A 23705-nucleotide genomic window follows, 5' to 3' on the forward strand; every position below is an offset into this window, starting at 1 on the left:
ATCAACCGAAATGCGCTAGTCGGCGGAATCCCGGTGCGCAGGCCTGACACGAAACGGATAAGACACATGAGCTTCTGGGAAAGCCTCGGCTGGATGCTGTGGGCAACCGTCTTCATCGGATATCTCTTCGCGCTGTTCGCGATCATCGCCGACCTATTCCGCGACCACAAGCTCAGCGGTTGGTTCAAGGCCGTCTGGGTGTTCTTCCTACTCTTCCTGCCCATCCTCACCGCGCTCGTCTATCTCGTCGCCCGCGGCGAAGGCATGACGGAACGCAGCAACAAGGCCGCACGCGACGCCGAGAAGGCCGCCGAATCGTATATCCGCGAGGTCGCGGGGAAGAGCCCCAGCGAGGAGATCGCCGCAGCCGCAGCACTGCTCGAAGCCGGAGCGATCAGCGAGGACGAGTTCGCCGCACTGAAGCTGAAGGTCCTCTCGTGAGTGCCGCGCGTTTCGGCCCTGTCGACTTCTATCTTCTCGGTCTGCCTGGGCAGGACCTCGACCCGGCCGCGCTCTCCGCGCTCACCGACCTTACGGATACCGGCCTGGTGCGGCTGCTCGATCTGATCGTCATCTCCAAGTCCGAGGACGGTGAACTCACCCTCATCGAGGTCGAGGAGTTGCCGAACGGCTTCGAGATCAACGTCGAGATGCTCGGCGCGTCAGGTCTGCTCGGGCATGAGGACATCACCGAACTCGGGGCAGCCATTCCCGCCGGCGCTGCAGCGCTGCTGGTCGCGCTCGAGCTGGTCTATCAGCGTGAGCTCGCCGCACGCACCGCGGCGTCCGGCGCGGTGTTACTGGGCTACGAGCGGATACCCGCCCCGGTCGTCAATGCCCTCATGGACACGATCAGCCCGAAACTGGAGGTCTGATATGCCGTACATCCCGAGAAGAGGTCGCCCCGGACTGCTGGGCCTCGCCGCACGCACCGCGGTCGTGACCGGTACTGCGACCGCCGTCAGCGACGGTATGGCCACCCGCCGGCAAAGGAGAGCCCAAGCCGAATACGAGCAGGCGCAGTACGAATTTGCCCAGCAGCAGGCCGTGCTCCCGATGCCCACACCCGCACCCGCCTCCCCGGTCGATTTCGTCGCTGAATTGCAGAAACTCGGCGACCTCAAATCACAAGGTCTGCTGAGCGAGGCCGAGTTCCAAGCCGCGAAAGCGCGACTGCTCGGCTGATTCAACCCGACAGGGGCGAGGGATTCCCGCTCTCGCTTCCATACCCGACACCGAATGGAACCCGCTATGTCCGCGACCGCAGTCAACGTCCTGAACTTCAATCGGGCAGAATCCGATCTCATGTTCGCTCGCCTGGCCGCGGGCGTCGGCCTGGGCACGTGGAACCACACTCGTGGGCTCGGGTCGCTCGACGACCAGCCGATCATCCGCCAGAATCGCGACACCCTGTACAGCAGCGCGATCGTCGATGTGCGCGAGGACGTCACGATCACGGTGCCCGATACCGGCAAGCGCTACATCTCCGTGTGGGTGATCAGTCAAGATCATTACGGTCCCGTCATCCTGCGCGATCCGGGAGAGCACCTGCTCACGCGCGAATTGGTCGGAACCGATTACGCCGCACTGATCGTCCGTATCCTCGTCGATCCGAACAGCCCCGAAGACGTCACCGAGGTGAACCAGTTGCAGGACGCCCTCACCATCGACGGCGGCGGAACAGGTGAGTTCCCGTTGCCCGACTACGACGAGCAGGCGCAGACCGAGACCCGCGACGCACTCCTCGCACTCTCTCGCGGAATCACCACGTACGAACGGTCATTCGGCACCGCGTCAGAAGTCGATCCGATCATGCACCTGCTCGGTACCGCCTCCGGCTGGGGCGGCCTCCCCGAGTACGAGGCCACCTACGTCAACTTCGACGAACGTCTCCCCGTCGGGGAATACCGCCTGCGCCTGAACGACGTTCCCGTGGATGCATTCTGGTCGGTCTCGCTGTACAACGCGGCGGGGTACTTCGAAGAAAACGCTTTGGGCGTCAACAGCATCAACAGCCTCACAGCCACCCCCGACTCCGACGGCAGCACCACCATTCGCTTCGGTGTCCATCTCGACGGCGCCGCGAACGCACTGCCCATCATGCCCGGCTGGAACTACGTGCTGCGCCTGTACCGCCCCCGCCCCTCCGTGCTCGACGGCACCTGGACGGCTCCTCGTCCCGAAGCGCTCTAGCGAAGCGTTTACCCACGCACACACCACTCTCGGGTGACTCGACCTGATCACGGAGGTACAACCCATGCGTCTGTTATTTCAGCTCATTTCGCAATGCGTACTCGGTGCGATCGCGCTGATCGTCGTACATTTTGCTCTTCCCGGGGTCAGCCTGAGCGTGAACGGCTTCTTGGCCGCTATCGGTGTATTCACCCTCGCACACATGATTCTCGGCCCATTCGTGCTCAGCGTGGCACTGCACTACGCGGCTCCGCTCGCGGGTGGTGTCGGCTTGGTCGCCACGCTGCTCGCGCTCTGGGTTGCCACCCTGGTCCCCGACGGCATTGCGATCAGCGGCGTCGGGTCCTGGATCCTCGCACCGATCATCGTGTGGGTGATCACCGCGTTGGGTGGCTGGATCTTCATGGCTCTTGTCATCGACAAGTGGATCAAGAGACGCAATGCCGAAAAGCTTGTGCGCAGTGTGCAAAAGGCATGAATGATCAGTGAAACGGAACCCACAAGGAGTCAGCCATGCCAACTCACCCGCTCGATCGTCGCGTTCTCCTGAAGACCGCCCCGAACTTCCGGGACCTCGGCGGCATTCCCGTTACTGACGGCACCGTCCGCGCGGGCGCGCTCTACCGTTCGGCGACGCTCGCGAAACTCGACGGGGACGATGTTGCCGCGGTCGCCGACTTGGACGTCCGGACCGTCTACGACCTGAGGACCGCCGCCGAGCGCGACGGCGCACTCGACAATCTCCCCGACTCGACACGCACGGTCTGGCTCGACGTCCTCGCCGACAATGCCCAAAATGCAGCGGCCACCGGACTACTCATGACCGACCCGCTCGCGTACGCCGAGACCATCAGCGGCGGCCGTGGGATCGCGCAGATGGAGGAAGCGAACCGCAACTTCGTCAGCCTGCCGTCCGCTCTCGACGCCTATCGCACGTTCTACCTCGACCTCATCGACGAAAAACGCACCGGAGCAGCACTTTTCCACTGCACCACCGGCAAGGATCGCACCGGATGGGCCGCTACCTCCTTCCTGCTCCTCCTCGGCGCCGACGAAGCCGACGTACGCGCCGATTATCTGGAGACGAATACCGATCTGGCTCCCATGACGGAACCGATCCTCGACTTCGCCGCTAGCAAAGGCGTTGACGCAGAACTACTCCGGCCCCTCCTCGGAGTCCGTGACAGCTACTTCGACGCCGCTCTCGACGAAATGCGAACGCACTTCGGCACCGTCGAGGACTACGCAATCAACGGACTGAAGCTCACCGCAGAGCAACTCACCGCGCTGCGCGAGCGGTTCACATCCAGGTCGGGAGTCATCAGCGCGAAGTGATCGGAGCCCTTACCGGACAGGCATTTTCGCCCTCTCCCCGCTTTTTCTGGTGATTGTCCACCCGGGTGACCACGACGACGGCGAGGATCCCCACCGCCAAGCCGAGCGCGGTGAACGGAGTGAAGGATTCTCCGAACATCAACGCGCCCCAGACCGCGGTGACGGGGGCGATCAAGAACATCAAGGTGTTGACGGACGTGATGCCGATGCGACGGAGCAGTAACCAGTACAGCCCGTAACCACCGAACGTGGACAGCGCGACTAACCAGAGCAATGCGATCCAGAATGTGTTGACGCTTGGTGGTACGGCGACACCTGAGGCCACCGCCAGTGTCGTGAAAACTATTGCGCTGGTGGAGCAGTGGATGGCCAGAGCCTGCAGAGGTGGCGTGGACGTGTGAGCGCGTTGTTGGACGAAGGTGGATGCAACCAGGCTGAGCATCCCCAGGAACGGGATCGCGTATGCCCACCACGGAGCAGATGTGCCGGCCCCGGCATCGGCTGCTGTGACCATCGCGACGCCGCCCAGTCCAATCGCCAATCCGACCCACTGCATCCGCGGGACTGCAACACCGAGGACCGGACCGAGCAGAGCCGCCGCGACCAGCGGCTGAATACCGTCGATCAGTGCGGTGGTTCCGGTGTTCACACCGAGATCGACTGCCCAGTACACCGACAACAGGTAGCCGCTCTGGGAGAGCATCCCGATCACCACCTGCCTGCCGAGAGCCCGCGGAGTCGGCACCATGTTCCGGCGCCGGGCGGACAGCCAGACAATCGGGACGAGCACCGCCACGAGCGGAAGGAACCGCCACATCAGCAACGTGGGGATCTCGGCACTGCCGGCCCCGAGTTTGGCTCCGATGAAACCCGAACTCCAGCACGCGACGAACAGGACCGACAAGGTAGCCGTCACGACAGATCTCGGGATCACGATCCGAGGTATACCGATCTGTTTACTCACACGCTCGACTATACAGATCGGTATACTTTTGTCCATGGCAGAGGAATCCGCACCCGAGTTGACTCCGAAAGCGCGTCGCATCCTGGAGTCGGCGTCGAAGTTGTTCTACGAAAAGGGAATTCACGCCGTAGGCGTGGATACCGTCGCACTGGACGCCGGGGTCACGAAGAAAACTCTGTACGAGCGGTTCGGCTCGAAGGACGGTCTCGTCGTGGAGTACCTGAAGGACCGAGATCGGCGGTGGCGAGCCTTTCGGGACAAGAAGCTCGAATCCGCCGGCGAGAGCCGCGCCGAACAGTTGAGCGCGGTATTCGATGCTTCCGCCTCCTGGTCCGGGGCGAGCGGAGGCAAGGGGTGCAGCATGATCAACGCCCACGCCGAGTTCAGTGATCGTTCACATCAGGTGTTCACTGTTATCGCCGAACAGAAGCGGGAGATGTTGGACCTTTTTCGGCGCATTCTGGCGACGGACGGGCAAACCGACGAACGTCTCGTCGAGGCGATCATGCTGCTTCACGAAGGCGCCCTCGTCGCAGACGGGATCGGTATCGGCACCGACCCCTTCGGCGCCGGCCGGGATGCGGCGCTCGAATTGCTGAAGAACTCCGTGTGATCGCCCCTACGCCCCCACCATGCGCCTCGCTATCTCCAGATACCTCTCCACCAACTCGTCCGGGGACAATTCACCGTCCGGGCGGTACCAGACCGCCACGGCGACGCACATCGTGACGACGGCTCGGCTGGCGTCCTCGGGATGGTCGGCCTCGAACACTCCCGAAGCGACGCCGTCGAGGACGATCCGGTCCACCTGCTTCTGCTGTTCGTCGCGCTGAGCGATGTAACTCGCCCGGCTGTCGGGCTCCATGCTGCGGATCTCGGAGGAAGCGACGAACGACTGCTCGCGTCGAAACATGTGGAACCGCAACAGAGATTCGATCACCGCGTCGAAGCGGTCCGAGGGATCGTCCCCGGCATCGAGTTCGGCGGCTCGGCTCCGCTCCAACAACTCCGTCATCACGACGGTCGCCAAACCGATCAACAGAGCCTGCTTGGACGGGTAGTGGTGGTAGAGCCCCGGCACCGACAAGCCGGACCGCGACGCGACGTCGCGGATCGAAGTCCCGTGATAGCCCTGCTCGACGAACGCCTCCAACGCCGCAGCGAGCGGTTTCGGCAGTCCCAGGTCTTCGTAATCGCGCCAGGAACCGCGTACCGGAAGCTCGTTCGTCATACCGATACCGTAGATCGCTCTTGCGCCGCCGCCGAACACGTCGGTGCCATTGGTTACAGTCGATGTTCACCGAAAGACAGGGACCAGTCATGATCCATGTTCGCCACACCGCGGTTGCTGCCGTGCCGGTTGATGTCGCCTTCGACTACATCGACAACTACCGCAACGTCCCGACGTGGATGTTCGGTGTTTCCGAGTTCACCCCGTTCGGAGAGTTCGATCAAGGGCTCGGCGCCACGTTCGACGCTGCAATGCAGATCGGGCCAAGCACGTTGCGTTCCAAGCTCGAGGTCACCGAGTGGGAGAAAAATCGCATCATCAAGCTGTCTTCGCTCGGCGGTGTATCCAACTCGTCCACGTGGGAGTTCGCCGCGATCGACGATTCCAAGACCCAACTCTCCGTCGACTTCGCCTACAAACTCCCCGGCGGCATTGCCGGCAAAGCACTCGGCCGCTTGATCGGGCCGTTCGTCGAAAACGCTGTCAAGAACAGCGAGGCAACACTGCGCCACAGCCTCGAGGAGCAGTTCGCGGCCCGCGGCGAAGGCTGAAACTACCCGCGGTCGCCTTCGAGGCCCAGGGCGTTGGCCCACACCTGAGTAGCCGTCTTGACGACGTCCTCGAACGGGACAGGGTTGCCGTCGGCGCCAGGTTCCACCGAGACGAACGAACTGTAGGCAAGACGGCTCACCATCGCCGACAACGCTCGCGATGCCAGCAGCGGATCCAGTGAACGGTCTGCCTTGCCTGCAGCCTGCAAGCGTTCGATGGCGCGCGCATTACGCGAAATGAAGGTCTCGGCTCGGTCTTGACGCAATTTCGCGAAGGCCGGATCGATGTGCGATACCTGCTCGAGCAGACCCATGAGTTTGGCGTTGCGGCGAAACGCTGTCAGATACGCACGGTTACTCGATTCGAGGACCGCATACGGATTGTCGACGTCACGAACCCGTCCCATGCCGGGGTGCAGCATGTCTTCCTGCGCAACTTCGAGAACTGCGGCGAAAATCTGCTCTTTGTTGTCGAAGTAGGTGTAAAACGTGCCGGTGGAGCAGTTCGCTTCCTTGGTGATGTCCGTCAGCCGGGCGTCGAGATACCCCGCGCGTTCGAACACAGTCCGAGCCGCGGCAACAAGAGAAGCCCTGGTACGGACGCCGCGAGCGGTCACCGGCAGGTCACGCAGAAGCTCCGTCGCAGCCATCGATGGTGGCGGACGGTCTTCCCAGTTCTCCTGAGGTTCGGCGCGAGAGGTCACCAGCTACTTATACGGCAAAGCGGGCGACATCTCGGCATCGGCGTCAGGTGATGGTGATTCCTCCGTCGACGGCGATGGTCTGGCCTGTGACGTATCCGCCTGCCTCGGATGCGAGCCACACCATCGTGGCCGCGAGCTCTTCCGGATCGCCCATCCGGCCGAGGATCAGGCGCGGAGCCATCGCGTCCAAGTAGCCGTCGTTGTATTGGTCGGTCATTTCCGACTTGAAGAAGCCGGGCGCGATCGCGTTGACACGAATGCCCTTGCGCGTACCCCACTGCTGTGCGAGGTCGCGGGTCAATCCGACGACGCCTGCCTTGCTCGCCGCGTAGGCGGCCTGCGGAAGTCCGGCCGTCGTCAGTCCGAGAATGCTCGAGATGTTGACGATGGAGCTGCCCGGAAGCATGACGCGGCCGCAGGCCTGCGCTGCCCAATACGACCCGTTGAGGTTGATGTCGATGACGGCGCGGAACTGATCCGGGGTCTCGCGGGTCGCCGGAACGGCAGTTCCGATGCCGGCGTTGTTGACCAGGACGTCCACGCGGCCGAACTTCTCCATCGCGGCGTCGACCATGTTCTGAGCCTGTGCCGGATCGACGATGTCGGTGGCCACACACAACGCTTCGCGGCCGGCGTCACGCACGAGCTTGGCCGTGTCTTCGAGCTTGTCGACGCGGCGAGCTGCGAGGACGACGTCCGCGCCGGCCTCTGCCGCGGCTTTCGCAAACGCCACCCCGAGGCCCGACGACGCACCGGTCACGATGACCACTCGATCGGTCAGAGAGAACTTGTCGAGAACAGACATGCGCGGTGATGCTCCTGTGTCGTCGGGTTCGGGAAGTGACATGTGGACTTCAGTTGCGAAATTACAGGCCGAGATCGCGGCCGATGAGTTCCTTCATGATCTCGTTGGATCCGGCCCAGATCTTGGTGACGCGGGCATCCATCCACGCGCGAGCGGCGCGGTACTCGGTCATGAAGCCGTAGCCGCCGTGCAGCTGGACGCAGTGATCGAGGACCTCGTTCTGCACCTGCGCGGTCCACCACTTCGCCTTGGCCGCGTCGATGGCGGTCAGCTCGCCGGCCGCGTGTGCTGCGACGCAGTTGTCTACGTAGGCCTGGGTGACCTCGATGCGGGTCACGAGATCCGCGAGAAGGAATTTGTTCCACTGCAGCGAGCCGATCGGCTGACCGAAAGCCTTGCGGTCCTTGGCATATTGCAGTGTCTCTTCGAGGATCGGAGCGGCGTGCGCGATGTTGGATACTGCAGCGCCGACGCGCTCCTGCGGCAGCATTTCCATCATGTGGATGAAGCCGCGGTCGATCTCACCGATGATGTTGGTGGACGGCACGCGAACGTTCTCGAAGAACAGTTCGGCGGTATCGGACTCGTGCTGGCCGACCTTGTCGAGCTTGCGTCCGCGCTCGAAACCTTCCATGCCGGTTTCGACGGCAAAGAGGGTGATGCCCTTGGACTTCTTTTCGGGACTGGTCCGCGCAGCCACGATCACGAGGTCGGCGTTGTAGCCGTTGGTGATGAAGGTCTTGGAGCCGTTGATGATCCAGTCGTCGCCGTCCTTGACCGCAGTGGTCTTGAGCGAGGCGAGGTCGGATCCACCGGAAGGCTCGGTCATGCCGATGGCTGTCAGCATCTCGCCTGTGCAGAACTTGGGCAGCCAACGCTGCTTCTGGTCTTCGGTGGTGAGTTGAACGAGGTAGGGAGCAACGACGTCGGCGTGGATGCCGAAGCTCGAAGCAACAGCTGCACTGGCACGCGAGAGTTCTTCGGCCAGAACCGCGTTGAAGCGGTAGTCGCCGGCTTCGCTTCCGCCGTACGCCTCCGGAACCTCGAGCCCGAGGAAGCCGTTACGTCCCGCTTCGAGCCAGATTTCACGATCGATGAAGCGCTGGTCGATCAGCTTCTCTGCGACCGGAAGGATGTTCCGGTTGACGAATTCGCGGGCAGATTCGCGAAATGCCTCGTGATCGGGTCCGTACAGAGTGCGACGCATGACGAGTTGCTTCCTTTCGGCGTGGCAAAGCCACACGTAACGATGTTCCTAAGCATTCGCTTAGAATCTAAGCATCTGCTTATAGTGAATCGAGAGCGGGATATTGTCAACATCGAAATCCGTCACACCTGGAGGAAACCGTGAGCGATTCACCTGACGTGGTGATCAGCCCCTCCAAAGCCGCGGCCCGTATCCGCGCGGCAGCCGTGGACGCTTTTGCCTCTGCCGGTTACGGCGGCACCACCACCCGTGACATCGCCGCACGACTCGACATGAGTCCCGCCGCCATGTACCCGCACTACCGCTCGAAAGAAGAGCTGCTTTTCGCGATCAGCTTCGAAGGCCACACCGAAGCGTTGAAAGTGGTCGAGGGCGCCGACCGACCGGGCGAAGAACCGTCCGTTCGCCTGCGGGAATTGATCAGCACGTTCGCCAGCTGGCAGGCCGGGCACCATTCACTCGCTCGCGTCGTCCAGTACGAACTCACGGCACTCACACCAGAGCACTATCGAACCGTCGTCGCGCTTCGTCGCAGCACGACGCGGGTGGTCCGGGAGGTTGTCGACGCCGGCGTCCAGTCGGGTGATTTCACGATCCCCGACGCCGAAGGCGTCACCCTCGCCTTGATGTCCCTGTGCGTCGACGTGTGCCGCTGGTTCCCGGCCGGCAACTACACGGATCCGGAAGACATCGGAAAACTGTACGGAGACCTGGCATTGAGGATGGTGGGCGCCGCCTGAATCAGGTGACGCCGACCGCAGAAAGGAATCAGCCAGTGGCCAACCGCACCTATCTCTACACGACCCCTGTTGCCCCGCAAGAAAATCCGGCTGCCGCTCGCGCCCGGGGCCTCCAGGGAATCTCGGAGTGGTCGTACGCGATACCGCTGGTCCCCAGGATCCTTGTGTCCGTGAATCCCTTCGCTCGCCAGTCGATCATCTGGGACGACGTTCCCGACCTGATCGCGGTCACCGCGCCCTGTGGCCCCGGCATTGCCCGGCTCGAAGACTTCCTCGGCCGCATCGACCACCCCGAACTCGGCGCGATGGCCGGTGAAGCGCTGAGCTTCCTGCGCAGCCACACCGAACCCGACCACTACTTCGTTCTCGAATGCGGCGAGATCTTCGACATGGACGACGAACCGTTCGCAGAACAAGGCCAGGCACTGATGGCCGGTCTGGCGACCATCGACGCCGAGATGGAGACCGCTTTGACCACGCTTGCACCCACCAAGCCAAAGTTCTGGGAGAGGCTGTTCACGCCGACTCAGGAGAGCATCGAGGAACCGCTCCGCGAACTCGGTCTCGGTTACTGGTCCGGGACCCTGTACTTCGATCTCGACGTCCCTCGATAAGAGCACCGGCGCAGCCAACGGTTTCAGACCGGGTGGTCCGCAAACAGGTACCCTCGGATTTCGTGTCCGCCAACGCCACCGATCTGCCAATCACTGCGCCCACCGTCCTCGGCGGTTGGGGTCGCACAGCCCGAACGACCTCGCACGTCGTTTCGACCCCTGATGTGGAGGCGATCGCGAAGGCCGTCGCCCGCGTCGCAGACGACAATGCAGACAAGCCGTTGCACCTCCGACGCGGAATCATCGCACGTGGTCTGGGTCGGTCTTACGGAGACAACGCACAGAACACCGGCGGCTTGGTAGTCGACATGACTGCCTTCCGTCGAATTCACAAGATCGATGCCGAGACCCGACTCGTGGAGATGGACGCCGGGGTTTCCCTCGATCAGCTGATGCGAGCGGCACTACCGTTCGGCCTCTGGGTCCCGGTGCTCCCCGGAACACGCCAGGTAACCATCGGCGGAGCGATAGCCTGCGATATCCACGGCAAGAACCACCACACCGAAGGCAGCTTCGGAAATCATGTCCGCTCGATGGATCTGCTCACTGCCGACGGCAGTATCCGAACCTTGGAGCCGCAAGGCCCGACATCCGAGCTCTTCTGGGCTACCGTCGGCGGAATCGGCCTGACCGGGATCATCCTGCGCGTCACCCTCGAGATGACGCCGACCGAAACGGCGTATTTCGTCAACGACGGCGCTCTGACCGCGAGTCTGGATGAAACCGTCGCTTTTCACAGCGACGGCAGCGAAGCCGACTACACATATTCGAGCGCCTGGTTCGACGCGGTCAGTGCGCCTCCGAAGCTCGGCCGGGCCTCGATCACGCGTGGTTCGTTGGCGACCGTCGACCAGCTTCCGCTGAAGTTGCAGAAGAATCCGTTGAAGTTCGATGCGCCACAACTGTTCACGACGCCGGACATGTTCCCCAACGGCTTGATGAACAAGCTTTCTGCCTCTGCGATCGGTGAGTTCTACTACCGCACTGGCGGCAACTACGTCGGGAAGGTCCAAAATCTGACGCAGTTCTACCATCCGCTCGACCTCATCGGTGAGTGGAACCGTGCCTACGGGTCCAAGGGATTCCTGCAATACCAGTTCGTGGTGCCCGTCGACGCGGTGGACGAATTCAAGAGCATCATCCGCGATATCCAGCGTTCGGGACACTACTCAGCGCTCAACGTCTTCAAACTTTTCGGCGAGGGAAACGCAGCGCCACTGAGCTTTCCGATGTCCGGGTGGAACGTTGCCTTCGATTTCCCCATCAAACCCGGGCTGGGTGAGTTCGTCGCTTCCCTCGACAAACGGGTACTCGAATTCGGCGGTCGCCTCTATACCGCGAAGGACTCTCGGACTACCGCAGCAAGCTTCCACTCGATGTATCCGCGAATCCACGAGTGGATCCAGATACGCAGAAACATCGATCCCACAGGTGTTTTTGTGTCCGACATGGCGCGAAGGCTCGAATTGGTCTGAGGCGGCGCTCAGTCAGAGATCTCGTCGAGCCGACGCTCCAAGTAGGCCCGCTCCGGATCGGTACCAACCAGTTTCAGAGCCTGCCGGTACGCAGCTGCTGCCGCGTCGGTGCGCCCCAACCAGGCGAGCAGTTCGGCGCGCGCGAGGTGATACGGATGGTAGTCGGCAAGTTTGGGCTCGGCTGCCAGTTCCTCCAACGCTGCAAGCCCGACCTCCTCGCCGTCGCGCATCGCCAACGCGACTGCCCGATTGAGGGCAACGACCGGCGACGGAGTCAGTGTGAGCAGCACTCCGTAGAGCGCGCAGATCTGTGGCCAGTCGGTGCTCTTCACATCAGCAGCCTCGTCGTGCAATGCGGCGATAGCGGCCTGCACCCCGTAGGGCCCCGGCGCTCCCCCGGTCAACGCGACGACGACGAGATCGCTGCCTTCCTCGATCATCGGCTGGTCCCAGCACCCGCGATCCTGGTCCTCGAGGAGCACGATCCCGCCACCGGCGTCGGTACGGGCATCCCGACGCGCGTGGACGAGAAGCATCAATGCGAGCAACCCGGCGATCTCGCGCTCATCGGGAAGCAATGCGCGCAAGATCCTCGCCAGCCTGATCGCCTCTACCGCCAGGTCGACGCGTTGCAGATCCGGACCCGAACTCGCTGCATACCCCTCGGTGAACACCGAATAGATCACCTGCAGAACACCGGGCAAGCGCTCCGGGAGTTCTTCGGCGCTGGGAGTCCGGAAGGGAATCCGAGCCTGACGGATTTTCTTCTTGGCGCGCACGATCCGCTGCGCCATCGTCGCCGAAGGAACGAGGAAGGCCCGAGCAACCTCGGGCGTCGTCAACCCGCCGAGGCAACGCAAGGTGAGCGCGATTCGGTCGTCCTCGGCAAGCGCTGGGTGCGAGCAGGTGAAGAACAGCTGCAACCGCTCGTCGGGAAGTTCACCGTCGACCGTGGGCGGCGCAGGGTCGGCACGATCGGCGTCCACCTGCATCACCGCCAAGCGCGCCGCATAGGCCTGATCACGACGAAGCCTGTCGACGGCTTTGCGACGCGCCGTGGTCAGCAGCCAGGCGCCGGGTTTGGCCGGCACACCGTCCACGGGCCAGTGCACCAACGCAGACTCGACGGCTTCGGAGGTGACTTCTTCTGCCAGATCCAGATCACCGAAACGGCGGACGAGCGAGGCCAAGAGCCGTCCACGTTCCTCCCGGAACACTGACTCGATGGAGTTCTCGGCCTGCTCGTCCACGGCGAATCAGTCCCCGAACCCGGCCAGCGGACGCACCTCGACGCTGCCGCCGTCGCGCGCGCCGGGGCACCGCGCGGCCCAGGAAAGCGCCGCATCCAGATCAGGAACGTCGATGACGTCGTAGCCGCCGAGGATCTCGCGGGTTTCTGCGAAGGGCCCGTCGGTGACGGTCTTTTCCCCGGACTGCGAGACTCGAACCGTCGTCGTGGTGGTCAGGTCGGCGAGGGCATCGCCGGACACCCAGATGCCGGCGTCCTTCATTTCCTTGTCGTATTGCTGCCAGTCCTCGAACGTGCACTGGGGTTCGGTGTCTCCGCCGGGTGCGGTGTAGATGAGCAACATGTACTTCATGACTGACTCCTTGGTCTGTTGTTTTTCTTCCGGCTCTCTTGCCTTACAACATGACGACGAACGGTTCTCCCCGGAATCGACAGGCGACTCGAAAAAACTTTCGGCGGGTTCGTCGGAGTCGCTGCCGTTAGGCTGAGTGTATGACCGAACGCGACCGGGACGCCGCTGGGAAGCCCCTCAATTCGCGGCCCCGCGACGGGCTCGGCCGTCCACTGCCACGCGACGCAGCGGGCGGTGTCCCGCGCATTCCGGATGATGTGCGCCTGCCGCCGGACGAGTCGATCACCGAGGCTCAGCGCCTCCTCGACCACGGCATGCCCTTTCATGCACACGAGATTCTCGAAGGAACGTGGAAAAGTGCGCCGCCCGAGGAGCGTGACCTGTGGCAGGGGCTGGCTCAACTGGCCGTCGGGCTCACTCATCTCCTGCGGGGCAACACCACCGGCGCCGTCTCGCTCCTCGGTCAGGGTCACGACCGCATCAGGCACTACGAGGTCGAGAGTCCACACGGCCTCGACATCCCCGGTCTGCTGACGTGGTCCGAACACCTGCTCGCCGAAATCGATCGCCCCGGCGATTTCCCCGCCCCTCCGATTCCGAGGTTGAGAATCCCCTGATGCCCATCTTCCCCATGTTTCCGCTCGGCTCCGCTTTGCTACCGGGTGAGGTGTTGCCGCTGAACATCTTCGAACCTCGGTACCGCGCACTGGTCGAGAACGTTCTCGAAGCTGCCGACGGCCCACTGTTCGGAGTAGTGCTCATCGCCCGTGGCCACGAGGTCGGTGGCGGCGAATCACGCCACGACGTCGGCACTCTGGCTCGGATCGAATCCCATGTCGCAATGGGTGCCGGACGGTATCAGCTGTACTGCCGGACCGAAGGCCGCATCCGGGTCAATCGCTGGCTGCCGGACGATCCCTTCCCTCTTGCCGAGGTCGAACTGTGGCCGGACGAGAACAACGGAACACCCGTCACCGCCTACGAATACGACTCACTCCTCGAGCGCATCGAGTTCATGTACGGAATGTTGGGAAAGCTCGCACTACGGGCCGGCGAACAGACCCCACGAATGCCCGTCCCACCTGATCCCTTGGATCCGTTGGGTTCTCGGCTGTATGCCCTGGCGCGCAGCATTCCGATAGGCGACGCCGATCGCCTGGCGATACTGACCGCGCCAGGCGCCGACGAGCGTATCCGCACACTCTCGGAGGCAGTCGAGAACACCATCGAGGTGGCGCAGTTCAATCTGCTTTGAGGTGAGCTAGGCCATCGTCTGGCCCATGTCGATGACGATCTTCGTCCCGGTGACCGCGCGGGAGAGATCTGTCGCGAGGTAGACCACGGCATTGGAGATGTCCTCGACCGTCGTGCGCGGGACCGAGGTGAGCGGCCACTTGTAGGAATTCATGTACTCCGGGTGCGCCGTGAGCACCTTGCCGACGTTGGGATCGTTGCCCATCTCGGTCTCCACTGCCCCCGGATGAATGCTGTTGACTCGAATATCGAAGCCGCCCAATTCCGTTGCCGCAGTGCGTGCCAAACCGACGAGCCCGTGCTTGGCAGCCGAGTAGTGCGCGCAACCGGGCGCTTCGGCGACGCCGGCAGCACTACTGACGAGCACGATGGAACCACCGTTGCCCGCCTCGATCATTGCGGGAACCGCAGCCGCCATCGTGCGCCACACACCATTGAGATTGATGTCCACCAGCGTCGACCACTGCTCTTCCGGCATCTCCCAGAAACGATTCCACGTTGCGATGCCCGCGTTGGCGATCACGACGTCGAGGCGACCGAACTTTTCGACGCCCGACGCCACTGCCGCGCGGAGCGCCTCGAGGTCACGGACGTCCGCTACAGCAGTGATGATCTCGCGACCCTCGGCTCGAACCATGCGCGCCGTTTCTTCGAGGTCGGCTTCAGTTGCGGCCGCGTAACCCACGTCCTCGGACACCGACGCGCATACGTCGACGGCAATGACGTCGGCACCTTCCTGCGCGAGCCGGATCGCATGATTGCGTCCCTGACCCCGCGCTGCACCGGTGATGAAAACGACCTTGCCTGCCAAGAGTTGTGTCATGGCCGGGACGTTAGACGCTGATGTGGCCGGCTGCCTGTGAGTTCCCGCTCGACGGGAATCAGGCGTCCACGATCACGACATGAAGATTCCTCGGACCATGGACGCCTTCGACGCGCTCGAGTTCGATGTCGGAGGTCGCCGACGGGCCGCTGATCATGGTGGTGGGGCGCTGCGGTGTCAGCTTCGCAATCGCCTCCGGCACTCCCACTTCCACACTGCTGCGATAGACGACGCAGATGTGTGTGTCCGGTACCAGCGTCAACGCACGACGCCCTTGCGATGGACCGGCGTCGAGGAAGATGGTGCCGGTTTCGGCGCAGGAGACCTTCGAACCGGTGACTACAGCGTCGAGCTTCTCGAGTTCGGGAGCCGGCACGTCCGAGCTGTCCACCACCAGCGTTCCGTCGAACCCCGCTACCCATGATCGGTCGAGTCCGGCAGGGATGCCCAGCGTACGCAGCTCGTGTGCGCTCAGTATTCCGCTGACAACCTCGGCGATTTCTGTTGCAGCACATCGGTAGACGTGAGCCTTGTAGTCCTCGAGTCGATCGACGAACAGTTCGGTGCGCTTCTCGTCGGACATGGTTCTACCAGTTCGATAGTTCCGCGGTATCTCGCTCTCACGGGCCGGCGCCAAGGTGATCGCATCACGAATGCGACCGAGTACCACCTCACGTGAATTCACCTGTCCGCCTTCCTGTCACGACGAGCCTCGTCCAATGCCTCGCGTCCTTCGTCTGAGTCCCACCAGGATCGGAAGGTCTGCTTGGGTGGTGCGGGGATGTCTCTGGCAGCGGTCCAACCGTTCAGTGGCGGTGGCAGCGTCGAGATCTTCCCTTTCTTGCCGGCCACGACGCGTCCGAGCCCGGCAGCTTTTTGAGCCAATGTCCACCGGCCCTCGGTCGACATCGCAACAGACGCGGCTTTCATCGCCAAAGACTCTGTCGTGACACCGGATTGCTCGACCTTCTGGTGCCGCAATTCGACCAGCAGCGAGGGTATGTCGATCTTGACCGGGCAGGCATCGAAGCACGCACCGCACAGACTCGAGGCAAATGGAAGCGTCGAATTGGGATCGTCTTTGCCATGCATGCCCGCGAGCTGCGGAGTCAGAACCGCGCCGATCGGTCCCGGATAGGTAGATCCGTAGGCGTGACCACCGGTGCGCTCGTAGACGGGACACACATTCAGGCACGCCGAGCACCGTATGCAGCTCAAGGCTTCCCGTCCGATCTTGTCGGCAAGCGCGGCGGTCCGGCCGTTGTCGAGGAGGACCAGGTGAAATTCCTGTGGACCGTCATCGGGCGTCACGCCGGTCCACAGGGAGGTGTACGGGTTCATCCGCTCCCCCGTCGACGACCGCGGCAGCAGTTGAAGGAAGACCTCCAGATCCTGATACGTCGGCAGAATTTTCTCTATGCCCATGACGGTGATCAGTGTTTTCGGGAGCGTCAGGCACATTCGCCCGTTGCCCTCCGACTCCACGACGGTCAGTGTTCCCGTGTCCGCGATGCCGAAGTTGGCACCGGAGACGGCGACGGGCGTCGTCATGAACTTGTGGCGCAGAAACTTTCGTGCCGCGGCGGCAAGCTCGGCCGGGTTCTCCCCGAGGTTCGGATCGACATCTGGCATCTCACGAAGGAATATCTCTCGAATCTCGGACCTGTTGCGATGGATCGCGGGAACCAGGATGTGCGACGGTTTGTCGTGGCCGAGCTGGACGATCAATTCCGCGAGATCGGTCTCGTAGGCGGTGATTCCCTGGGTTTCGAGATGCTCGTTGAGACCGATCTCCTGCGTGGCCATCGACTTCACCTTGATGACCTCTTCGGAGCCGGTGGCTTTGACAAGCTCGGTCACAATGGCGTTGGCCTCGTTGGCATCCGCTGCCCAATGCACCTGCCCACCGCGTGCGATGACTGCAGCTTCGAACTGTTCGAGCAGTTCCGGCAATCGGGCCATGACGTCGGCTTTGATCGCGGATCCGGCATCACGCAGTTCTTCCCAATCGGGAAGCTCTCCAGTCACGTTGATGCGCTTGGCACGAATGGTGTGTGTCGCCTTGCCGATATTGCGTCGGAGTTGCGCGTTGGCCAGTTCGTGATGCGCTGCGACGGGGAACTTTTCGGTTCCGCGCAGGAACCCTGCACCTTCGGGGGATCTAGGCGGGAAGCTGGGCAGACCCAGAGTCACGGCGCTCATGCTGTCACCCGGCTTTCCACCGACGCCAGAATCTCGGCGAGATGAATGGTCTTGGCGCCCATCTGCAGTCGTGACATACCGCCGCCGATGTGCATGAGGCAGGACGAGTCTCCGGCGCTGCAGAATTCGGCGCCGGTGTCCGCAACGTGGCGAATCTTGTCCGCCAGCATGGCCGTCGAGGTCTCCGCATTCTTGATGGCGAAGGTGCCGCCGAATCCACAGCAGGAATCTGCTTCGGGGAGTTCGACCAGATCGATGTCGCGGACGTTGCGCAGCAACTGAAGTGGCTTGTCCCCCACCCTCAACATGCGCAGTGAGTGACAGGTCGGGTGATATGTGACTCGGTGCGGGAAGTACGCGCCCACATCGGTGACGTCGAGAACGTCGACGAGAAATTCGGATAGTTCATACGTCTTGGCCTTCACCGTCTGCACCTGCCTACACAGTGATGCGGTGCCGTAGCGCTCGGCGACGATCTCGTGTTGATGACGGACCGAACCGACGCACGACCCCGATGGTGCGACAACCGCGTCGATCGACGTGTCACCGAACGTCTCGGCGTAGTTCGCGACCAACGGGAGCGCTCCCGGCTGATAGCCGGTATTGACGTGCATCTGCCCGCAGCAGGTCTGCCCGGACGGAAACACGACGTCGTGCCCGAGACGGGTGAGCAGGAGGGCGGTGGCCTTGACGGCGTCGGGAAACATCGTGTCCCCGATGCAGGTGGCAAACAGCGCTACTCGCATGTGGATCCCCGCAATCTGTCGGTGTGGTCTGACCACAGTAATGCATCCCTCTTCAGGCCGCCCCATAAACGACGTCCACCCGGTTATGCTCTTGCCTCATGCCGACCGAGCCGAGCCCGCGAGCGTGGGAACAAGTACTGAGCCATCTCGAACGTCGGCTCGTCTCAGGCGAGGTGTCTCCCGGACAGCGCCTGCCCGGGGAGAGAATCCTGGCAGCGGAACTGGGCGTCGGACGGTCATCGGTCCGGGAAGCGTTGCGAGTGATGGAAGCACTCGGACTCCTCAAGGCGCAGACTGGGTCCGGCCCGACGTCCGGCGCGATGATCGTCGCCAAACCGACCGGCGGCATGACCATGCTGATGCGGATGCAGGTTGCCGCACAAGGCTTTCCGGTCTCGGATGTAGTGAAGACAAGACTCGTGCTCGAATCCGAGGTCATGAAGTCCTTGGCATCGCGGACTCCGACGCCCGACCTCAGCGCGGCCGTCGAACTGCTCGACTCGATGGACGACGCAGATCTCTCGGCCGAGGAATTCCTGCTACTCGACGCCCAGTTTCACGTGGCGCTCGCCGACGCGGCGGGCAATCAGGTGATCGCGGCCATGATGACCGGCCTGCGCGAGTCCATCGAGGCCTACGTTCTCGCGGGCGTGCAGATCGACACTTGGCCGAGCACCTGCACGCGGCTTCGTCACGAACACCGGGGATTGGTGGAGGCGGTCAACGCGGGTGACGGCGAACTCGCACGTCAGCGCATAGTCGGCCACATCCGCGGTTACTACTCGGAAAGCGCCCACTCCGACCGGTGACAGGGGGTGGTAATTGCACCTCCAGAAGTCGTGTACTGTTGGTTTCACACCGACGCGGGGTGGAGCAGCTCGGTAGCTCGCTGGGCTCATAACCCAGAGGTCGCAGGTTCAAATCCTGTCCCCGCTACAAAGAAAAGGCCCGTAGGTTGCGAAAGCGACCTACGGGCCTTTTGCTGTGCGCCTTTATTAACCGCCGGGGGTTAATAAAGGCGCACAGCAGTGGTTCACACCGCCACTTTGTGAAAATCGATCTCCGCGGCCAGCATGCCGGAGAACCAACGATCCAGGTCCTCGTCGCTCACGGACTCGGGCATGGCGTCCACCTCGCACGCCAGCACCGCCACCTGAGACACGAACGGCGGAGCGACATGCATGTCCACCCAGTCCTGCAACGCTGGTTCGCGCTCGACCTTGACGGCCGCAGCCTCCCGGCACCACGACAGATACAGGGTTTCCGCGGCGTACATGCCCACCAGGGCCGCCGCCCGGCCCTCGTCGCGGGCGAGGGCCAAGGCGTGCGTGGACAGCACAGCCGACTCCTCGACCAGAGCCGCTGCGTCACCCTCGTAGGGGAATCGGGAACGCAACTGCGCAAAATACTCGCGCTGTTCGCCCACCAGGTTCGACATCGACGTCACGTGGTCGAGCGCGTCGTCGAGCGTCGGGGATTCGGCGACCACCAACCCCAATACTTTGACGGCCGTCAGTACAAATGCCTCTTCGATCACGAGGTACCGGCGGAATCCCTCATCACTCAACGTCCCGCCGATGGTCTCGGTGATGAATGGAACCGCCCGCGCGGCAGCGAGGTTACTCTGCTGCCGCGCGAGCAGGTCTGAGGACCGACTCATTCGCCGGCGACCCAACTGATCAAGCCGTCGAACAGGTCGGTGTATCCGGGCCACTGCTCACAGAACTCCGGCGGAGCCCAGTGCGGCGAGCAGTCCGAGGTGAAGACGATCGACCGTCCGGCGCCGTATTCACCTGCAGCGACAAGCGGATCGCCGTTGATGGTGGCGGGAACCGCAGCACCGTCTTTCGCGACGACGCGGTTGTATCCCAGTAGCGCCGGCCACGAATCCCCGGCGCCACCGAGAGCCGGGTGAGCAGCATCGACGACAGTGGGAACGATCCCGGCCGGTGTCTCGACGCGATCGTCCTCGGCCAGCATCGTCACCGGCAGCACCTCGGCAATCGCAGTCTGACGGAAAGCTGCTCGTGCCTGGAACCCCGAGAACGAGAGGTAGCCACCGATCATCATCAGTGAGCCACCGGCGTTCACCCAGTCACGAAGCGCAACAAGGCGATCCTCGCCGGCCCGGAACTGGTCGAACACACCGGGAGCCAACTGCAGTGAGTTCGCTCCGATGTCGGAGAGAACGACGACGTCGTACTGCGACAGGGCTTCTGCGGTACCGGGGAACTGCGTCGGCACCAGGTGTGCGGGCATGTGTGTCACGTCGTGGCCACGTGAGGTGAGCGCATCCCTCAGCGGACCGACACCCTCGACGTAGGAATGGACACTGAACTCGTCGACGCCCTTGACGTGCGTCGACGTCGTCATCCAGCTCTCGCCGGCGATCAGTACTCGTTTACCCATGACTGCTTCTGTTTCCTTTCGCGGCCTGCTCGAAGAGCGACCTCGGGTTGTCTCGCATCAGTGCGGACACTTGCTGGGGATCTACGCCTGCGCGCACCAACCGTGCGGCGAAGGCGAGTGGTACGTAGGAGAATCCGTTACCGCCGTGCTTTCTGAGCATTGATTTGAGGAAGAGATCGTGACTGAGCAACAGTTGTGAGGCGTGGCCGGAAGTCACCAATCCGGCTACCGCAGTGGCTGTTTCCGCCGGATGCGGAGAAAGGCCCTCCCCGGGGAAGTCGAAAGGCATTCCGATCATGTCGAACTCGAGGAAAACTCCGCGGTCGGCGAGCGATCGTTGGTAGTCGGTGTCGTGTCCCGACGGGTCCATGTGGCACAGGACCACTGCTTGCGGATCAACGCCCATCTCGTTGACCACGATGTCGACAACGTGATGTCCGACGCGCTGCCATCCCGGAAGGTGGACGAACAGGGGCACGTCCACCTCACGCTGAGCGATGCACGCCGCCCGCAACGCTTTCGCCTCGTTCTGAGTGAAGAGCGGGGAGACACCGATCTCCCCGATCACTCCCGGCGCCAACTCCTTTGCTGGATCGAACTCCTCGACGAGCGAACCTGCCAGATCGTCGACACCGAGTTCGTGGACCTCCACCGGATGAGTCGTCTCGAGGTACCACCCCGAACCCATGATCACTCGCACGTCGGACTTTCGCGAGAACTCAGCCAACTTCTCCGGCGCCCGACCCAGCCCCGGCGGCGTCAGATCGACGATCGTCCGACCACCGAGGCGAGCGAAGTCCGCAAGGTCTTCCACCACTGCCGCTGCGTCGTCGACCCGACAATTGTCGAGGCTGTAGTACGGATTGTCGTGAAGGAGCCAAGCATCCTCGGCACGTACCGGACCGGCCAACCGCTGCGCCACAACCGGATCCGGGGCCTCGGTGTATGCACCGGTGACGTCGTTGTGCAGATGTTCGTGTGGGAGAACCAGCCCGAGTTCCGAGCTGTCCACAGTTCCCGTGACGGTACGAACCTTGCTCATGAGCGTGCAGGCCCCGAGGGTGCGGACTGCAGGTGTCGCCACAGCGCGCTCAGTGTGTGTCCGCGCATGTTGATCCAGATGGCCAGTAGCAGAACGACACCGGTGATGATCGGCGTCAGGAACGGGCTCACGCCGAGCAGGGTCAATCCGTTGGCGATGATGCCGGTCAGGACGGCGCCGATGACGGTACCGATCACTGTGCCGCGACCGCCGAAGAGGTTGGTGCCACCGAGAACCACCGCGGTGATCACGGTGAGCTCGAATCCCGTTGCGGAGTTGGCCGAACCCGAGCCCAGTCGAGCCGCAATCAGCAGTCCCGCGATGCCTGCAGCCAGGCCGGTGAAGACGAGCGTCATCATGAGCACACGACGCGTGTTGACGCCGGACCGTCGTACGGATTCGACGTTGGAGCCGATACCGGTGACGTAGCGCCCGAAGCGCATGCGGTTGAGCGCAATTGCTCCGATGACCACGACGACGAGAGCAATCCAGGCGCTGGCGGAGAACCCGAGGAATTCCGCAGTTCCGAGCTTCGCGAAGTAGGTGTCTGCCGGGACCGGAACGGAGAACCCTTCGGTCCTATACAGCGCGATGCCGCGGATGACGGACATCGTCGCCAGAGTCACGATGAACGGCGGAATACCCTGATAGGCGGCCAGCCAACCGTTGACCAGACCCCAGGCCGCACCCATCACCGGGGCGGCGACGAAGACCAAGGACGAATCGACGCCCGCCTGGATCAGTTCGGCACTCATCGCCGCGACGAACGCGACGATCGCACCGACGGACAGGTCGATCTGTCCGGCCGTGATCACGAAAGTCATTGCTACCGCGATGATCAGAACCGGAGCGATCTGGGTTGCCAGGTTCGACAGGTTCGTGAATGTCAGGAACGACGACGTGGTCGCCGAGAAGACAGCTGCGACAGCAATTGTCACCGCGAGCATCGCAAGCGTCGGCTTGTTGACGCTGTCCCACAACGACGGCTTGGCGGCAAGCTTTCGCTCGACCGGTGCCTGGGTCTTCTCGAGAGTGGTCATGCCGTGACTCCCTGGGCTGCTGCCGGTGTCCGTTGCGGCACCGGAGTTCGAGTGATGAGTCCGACGAGAGACTCGATGTTGAGGTCGCCGATCGGAACGTCGTCGACGCTCTGCCCCTCGTACATGACCGTGATTCGGTCACACACGCGGAACAGATCCTGCAGGCGGTGCGTCACGAGAATGACGCCCACCCCGGCCGCTGCCACGTCCGTGATCAGCTTGAGCACCGACTCGACCTCGGCGACGGCGAGCGCAGCGGTGGGTTCGTCGAGGATCAATACGTCGGGCCGGAAAGAGACCGCACGGGCGATCGCGACGGTTTGCCGCTGTCCACCGGACAGCTGCCCGATCTCCTGGTAGGTCGACTTCACCTTGACATGAAGGTCGGCAAGAATGTGAGCCGCCTTCTCGTGCATGGCATGCCGGTCGAGGAAGGGACCTTTTCGCGGTTCTCGGCCGAGGAACAGGTTGCTGGCGACGTCGAGCGTGTCGCACAGAGCCAGGTCCTGGTAGACGATTCCGATCTTCTTCTGCTGCGCGTCGAGCGGCGTCGAAAAGCGTACTGGTTCACCGTTGACGCGCATTTCACCGCCGTCGTGCTGAACCGCGCCGGCGAGAATCTTCATCAGAGTGGACTTACCGGCGCCGTTGTCGCCGACCACTCCGAGTACTTCACCCTTCGCCAGCCGAAGGTCCACTCCTTGAAGGGACTTCACCGGTCCGTACGACTTGGTGATGCCCGAGAGTTCGATCAGTGGAGGTGCCATGA

Annotated in this window: 30 protein-coding genes and 1 tRNA gene; 15 read left to right on the plus strand and 16 right to left on the minus strand. The window is 62.9% G+C overall.

What is annotated here, in order from left to right:
- Positions 1–66 precede the first annotated feature (66 nt).
- The 6 genes from ACFT1A_RS10425 to ACFT1A_RS10450 all read left to right on the plus strand — a co-directional run bounded on the left by ACFT1A_RS10425 (position 67) and on the right by ACFT1A_RS10450 (position 3528).
- Positions 67–441 carry a PLDc N-terminal domain-containing protein gene (locus ACFT1A_RS10425; RefSeq protein ID WP_378446913.1) on the plus strand — a complete coding sequence of 125 codons (375 nt, stop codon included), beginning with the start codon at positions 67–69 and terminating at the stop codon, positions 439–441.
- The gene (locus ACFT1A_RS10430) at positions 438–875 is read left to right on the plus strand and encodes a DUF6325 family protein (RefSeq protein ID WP_378446914.1); all 438 of its coding nucleotides are present in this window, start codon (positions 438–440) and stop codon (positions 873–875) included. Before ACFT1A_RS10425 ends, ACFT1A_RS10430 begins: the two co-directional genes overlap by 4 nt.
- 1 nt (position 876) lies before the next feature.
- On the plus strand, positions 877–1185 hold the full coding sequence (locus tag ACFT1A_RS10435; RefSeq protein ID WP_003940165.1) for an SHOCT domain-containing protein: 309 nt from the start codon (positions 877–879) through the stop codon (positions 1183–1185).
- A 66-nt stretch (positions 1186–1251) separates the two neighbouring features.
- Positions 1252–2193: a DUF1214 domain-containing protein gene (locus tag ACFT1A_RS10440; RefSeq protein ID WP_378446915.1), complete on the plus strand. Its 942-nt coding sequence runs from the start codon at positions 1252–1254 to the stop codon at positions 2191–2193.
- 64 nt (positions 2194–2257) lie between these two features.
- Positions 2258–2671 (plus strand): phage holin family protein, encoded by a 414-nt coding sequence (locus ACFT1A_RS10445; RefSeq protein ID WP_279164206.1) that lies wholly within the window; start codon positions 2258–2260, stop codon positions 2669–2671.
- A 35-nt stretch (positions 2672–2706) separates the two neighbouring features.
- Positions 2707–3528, plus strand: a complete 822-nt coding sequence (locus ACFT1A_RS10450; protein WP_378446916.1) for a tyrosine-protein phosphatase — start codon at positions 2707–2709, stop codon at positions 3526–3528.
- Here the strand turns inward: ACFT1A_RS10450 and ACFT1A_RS10455 are convergent.
- The gene (locus ACFT1A_RS10455; RefSeq protein WP_378446975.1) at positions 3515–4444 is read right to left on the minus strand and encodes a DMT family transporter; all 930 of its coding nucleotides are present in this window, start codon (positions 4442–4444) and stop codon (positions 3515–3517) included. The genes ACFT1A_RS10450 and ACFT1A_RS10455 overlap by 14 nt on opposite strands.
- 82 nt (positions 4445–4526) lie before the next feature.
- Here ACFT1A_RS10455 and ACFT1A_RS10460 point away from each other — a divergent pair, with 82 nt between their 5' ends.
- Positions 4527–5105 carry a TetR/AcrR family transcriptional regulator gene (locus ACFT1A_RS10460; protein ID WP_378446917.1) on the plus strand — a complete coding sequence of 193 codons (579 nt, stop codon included), beginning with the start codon at positions 4527–4529 and terminating at the stop codon, positions 5103–5105.
- 6 nt (positions 5106–5111) lie between these two features.
- Here the strand turns inward: ACFT1A_RS10460 and ACFT1A_RS10465 are convergent, their stop codons facing one another.
- Positions 5112–5723 (minus strand): TetR/AcrR family transcriptional regulator, encoded by a 612-nt coding sequence (locus ACFT1A_RS10465; RefSeq protein ID WP_020909261.1) that lies wholly within the window; start codon positions 5721–5723, stop codon positions 5112–5114.
- A gap of 89 nt (positions 5724–5812) precedes the next feature.
- Between ACFT1A_RS10465 and ACFT1A_RS10470 the strand changes: the two genes are divergently transcribed.
- Positions 5813–6274, plus strand: coding sequence for an SRPBCC family protein (locus tag ACFT1A_RS10470; protein ID WP_378446918.1), 462 nt, complete (start codon positions 5813–5815; stop codon positions 6272–6274).
- A 2-nt stretch (positions 6275–6276) separates the two neighbouring features.
- Here the strand turns inward: ACFT1A_RS10470 and ACFT1A_RS10475 are convergent, their stop codons facing one another.
- The 3 genes from ACFT1A_RS10475 to ACFT1A_RS10485 all read right to left on the minus strand — a co-directional run bounded on the left by ACFT1A_RS10475 (position 6277) and on the right by ACFT1A_RS10485 (position 8990).
- Positions 6277–6924: a TetR/AcrR family transcriptional regulator gene (locus tag ACFT1A_RS10475; RefSeq protein ID WP_378446976.1), complete on the minus strand. Its 648-nt coding sequence runs from the start codon at positions 6922–6924 to the stop codon at positions 6277–6279.
- Positions 6925–7021: 97 nt separating this feature from the next.
- Positions 7022–7783: an SDR family NAD(P)-dependent oxidoreductase gene (locus ACFT1A_RS10480; RefSeq protein WP_378446919.1), complete on the minus strand. Its 762-nt coding sequence runs from the start codon at positions 7781–7783 to the stop codon at positions 7022–7024.
- Positions 7784–7844: 61 nt separating this feature from the next.
- On the minus strand, positions 7845–8990 hold the full coding sequence (locus ACFT1A_RS10485) for an acyl-CoA dehydrogenase family protein (RefSeq protein WP_378446920.1): 1146 nt from the start codon (positions 8988–8990) through the stop codon (positions 7845–7847).
- 140 nt (positions 8991–9130) lie between these two features.
- Between ACFT1A_RS10485 and ACFT1A_RS10490 the strand changes: the two genes are divergently transcribed.
- From ACFT1A_RS10490 to ACFT1A_RS10500, 3 genes are all read left to right on the plus strand, one after another.
- Positions 9131–9730 carry a TetR/AcrR family transcriptional regulator gene (locus ACFT1A_RS10490; RefSeq protein WP_378446921.1) on the plus strand — a complete coding sequence of 200 codons (600 nt, stop codon included), beginning with the start codon at positions 9131–9133 and terminating at the stop codon, positions 9728–9730.
- Between the two features lie 35 nt (positions 9731–9765).
- Entirely contained in the window at positions 9766–10344 is a 579-nt protein-coding gene (locus tag ACFT1A_RS10495) for a hypothetical protein (RefSeq protein ID WP_378446922.1), read from the plus strand.
- A 62-nt stretch (positions 10345–10406) separates the two neighbouring features.
- Positions 10407–11819, plus strand: a complete 1413-nt coding sequence (locus tag ACFT1A_RS10500) for an FAD-binding protein (protein ID WP_378446923.1) — start codon at positions 10407–10409, stop codon at positions 11817–11819.
- Positions 11820–11827: 8 nt separating this feature from the next.
- On the opposite strand, the gene ACFT1A_RS10505 is transcribed toward ACFT1A_RS10500, so the two are convergent.
- Complete coding sequence (locus ACFT1A_RS10505; RefSeq protein ID WP_378446924.1) at positions 11828–13069, minus strand: RNA polymerase sigma factor; 1242 nt, start codon at positions 13067–13069, stop codon at positions 11828–11830.
- Between the two features lie 6 nt (positions 13070–13075).
- Positions 13076–13420, minus strand: a complete 345-nt coding sequence (locus tag ACFT1A_RS10510) for a YciI family protein (protein WP_003939718.1) — start codon at positions 13418–13420, stop codon at positions 13076–13078.
- Positions 13421–13560: 140 nt separating this feature from the next.
- Between ACFT1A_RS10510 and ACFT1A_RS10515 the strand changes: the two genes are divergently transcribed.
- The gene (locus tag ACFT1A_RS10515; protein WP_378446925.1) at positions 13561–14037 is read left to right on the plus strand and encodes a DUF309 domain-containing protein; all 477 of its coding nucleotides are present in this window, start codon (positions 13561–13563) and stop codon (positions 14035–14037) included.
- Positions 14037–14675, plus strand: a complete 639-nt coding sequence (locus tag ACFT1A_RS10520) for an LON peptidase substrate-binding domain-containing protein (protein ID WP_378446926.1) — start codon at positions 14037–14039, stop codon at positions 14673–14675. Before ACFT1A_RS10515 ends, ACFT1A_RS10520 begins: the two co-directional genes overlap by 1 nt.
- A 6-nt stretch (positions 14676–14681) precedes the next feature.
- On the opposite strand, the gene ACFT1A_RS10525 is transcribed toward ACFT1A_RS10520, so the two are convergent.
- Genes ACFT1A_RS10525 through ACFT1A_RS10540 form a run of 4 tightly spaced genes read right to left on the minus strand, consistent with a single transcriptional unit; the run spans position 14682 to position 18445 of the window.
- Complete coding sequence (locus tag ACFT1A_RS10525; protein WP_378446927.1) at positions 14682–15497, minus strand: mycofactocin-coupled SDR family oxidoreductase; 816 nt, start codon at positions 15495–15497, stop codon at positions 14682–14684.
- Positions 15498–15555: 58 nt separating this feature from the next.
- Positions 15556–16182 (minus strand): lactate utilization protein C, encoded by a 627-nt coding sequence (locus ACFT1A_RS10530; protein WP_378446928.1) that lies wholly within the window; start codon positions 16180–16182, stop codon positions 15556–15558.
- Positions 16179–17699, minus strand: a complete 1521-nt coding sequence (locus ACFT1A_RS10535; RefSeq protein WP_378446929.1) for a LutB/LldF family L-lactate oxidation iron-sulfur protein — start codon at positions 17697–17699, stop codon at positions 16179–16181. The genes ACFT1A_RS10530 and ACFT1A_RS10535 overlap by 4 nt, the downstream gene beginning before the upstream one ends.
- Positions 17696–18445, minus strand: coding sequence for a (Fe-S)-binding protein (locus tag ACFT1A_RS10540; RefSeq protein ID WP_378446930.1), 750 nt, complete (start codon positions 18443–18445; stop codon positions 17696–17698). Before ACFT1A_RS10540 ends, ACFT1A_RS10535 begins: the two co-directional genes overlap by 4 nt.
- Positions 18446–18543: 98 nt before the next feature.
- Here ACFT1A_RS10540 and ACFT1A_RS10545 point away from each other — a divergent pair, with 98 nt between their 5' ends.
- Together ACFT1A_RS10545 and ACFT1A_RS10550 are read left to right on the plus strand one after the other, a co-directional pair.
- The gene (locus ACFT1A_RS10545) at positions 18544–19254 is read left to right on the plus strand and encodes a FadR/GntR family transcriptional regulator (RefSeq protein ID WP_378446931.1); all 711 of its coding nucleotides are present in this window, start codon (positions 18544–18546) and stop codon (positions 19252–19254) included.
- A gap of 53 nt (positions 19255–19307) precedes the next feature.
- Positions 19308–19381: transfer RNA gene (locus tag ACFT1A_RS10550), tRNA-Met, on the plus strand.
- 97 nt (positions 19382–19478) lie between these two features.
- Here ACFT1A_RS10550 and ACFT1A_RS10555 read toward each other — a convergent pair.
- From ACFT1A_RS10555 to ACFT1A_RS10575, 5 genes are read right to left on the minus strand one after another with little or no spacing between them, the layout of a single operon-like run.
- Entirely contained in the window at positions 19479–20105 is a 627-nt protein-coding gene (locus ACFT1A_RS10555) for a TenA family protein (RefSeq protein ID WP_378446932.1), read from the minus strand.
- The gene (locus ACFT1A_RS10560) at positions 20102–20854 is read right to left on the minus strand and encodes a glutamine amidotransferase (protein WP_378446933.1); all 753 of its coding nucleotides are present in this window, start codon (positions 20852–20854) and stop codon (positions 20102–20104) included. Before ACFT1A_RS10560 ends, ACFT1A_RS10555 begins: the two co-directional genes overlap by 4 nt.
- Positions 20847–21938 (minus strand): phosphotriesterase, encoded by a 1092-nt coding sequence (locus ACFT1A_RS10565; protein ID WP_378446934.1) that lies wholly within the window; start codon positions 21936–21938, stop codon positions 20847–20849. Before ACFT1A_RS10565 ends, ACFT1A_RS10560 begins: the two co-directional genes overlap by 8 nt.
- Positions 21893–22936: an ABC transporter permease gene (locus ACFT1A_RS10570; RefSeq protein ID WP_372025252.1), complete on the minus strand. Its 1044-nt coding sequence runs from the start codon at positions 22934–22936 to the stop codon at positions 21893–21895. The genes ACFT1A_RS10565 and ACFT1A_RS10570 overlap by 46 nt, the downstream gene beginning before the upstream one ends.
- Positions 22933–23703 carry an ATP-binding cassette domain-containing protein gene (locus ACFT1A_RS10575; protein ID WP_372025254.1) on the minus strand — a complete coding sequence of 257 codons (771 nt, stop codon included), beginning with the start codon at positions 23701–23703 and terminating at the stop codon, positions 22933–22935. Before ACFT1A_RS10575 ends, ACFT1A_RS10570 begins: the two co-directional genes overlap by 4 nt.
- Between the last annotated feature and the right edge of the window lie 2 nt (positions 23704–23705).

The sequence above is a fragment of the Rhodococcus sp. NPDC057135 genome, from assembly GCF_042670865.1.
Taxonomy (GTDB): Bacteria; Actinomycetota; Actinomycetes; order Mycobacteriales; family Mycobacteriaceae; genus Rhodococcus_F.